We start from the raw sequence: 490 nt of genomic DNA, 5'->3' as shown, positions 1-490 counted from the left end.
ATCACCTGGTCCATCGCCCAGGCGGTGTCCGTCTCGCTGAGGTCCTCGCGGTCGATCAGCCGGGCCAGCAGCGCGGGCCAGCTCTGGCCGCCCGCGGTCATCGCGCGGCGGACTCGACCGCGAGTCGGCGCGAACGGAGCACGTCGGCGACGGTCTCGGCGGCGGTCAGCGGGTCGAGCGGGTGCCCGAGCACGGCATCGGCCTGCGACCAGGTAGCGAGCCAGCGATCGTCCCTGCGCCGCACGGCGACGACGATCGGCGGGCAGTCGGTGATCTCGTTCTGGAGCTGGCGGGTCAGCCCGATCCCACCGGTCGGCTGGGCCTCGCCGTCGAGGATGGCCACATCGACGGCCGCCTCGTCCATCTCGGTCAGCACGTCGGACACGGCACCGATCTCCACGTACTCGACCCGGCCGATGTCCGCGGCGGGCCTGCGGCCGATCGCGTTGACGATCGACTCGCGCACCTCCGGGCGGTGGCTGAACACGAG

At 72.7% G+C, this 490-nt stretch carries 1 protein-coding gene; it reads right to left on the bottom strand.

Annotated features, from left to right (window positions below):
* Nucleotides 1-97: 97 nt before the first annotated feature.
* Nucleotides 98-490, bottom strand: a 393-nt coding sequence (locus CFN78_RS28440) for a hypothetical protein (protein ID WP_110495036.1), incomplete at its 5' end; no start/stop codon positions are given.

The organism is Amycolatopsis antarctica (assembly GCF_002262875.1).
Lineage (GTDB): Bacteria > Actinomycetota > Actinomycetes > Mycobacteriales > Pseudonocardiaceae > Amycolatopsis > Amycolatopsis antarctica.
The sequence above is the reverse complement of the archived record's forward strand: the minus strand, read 5'-3'. Positions and strand labels throughout refer to the sequence as shown.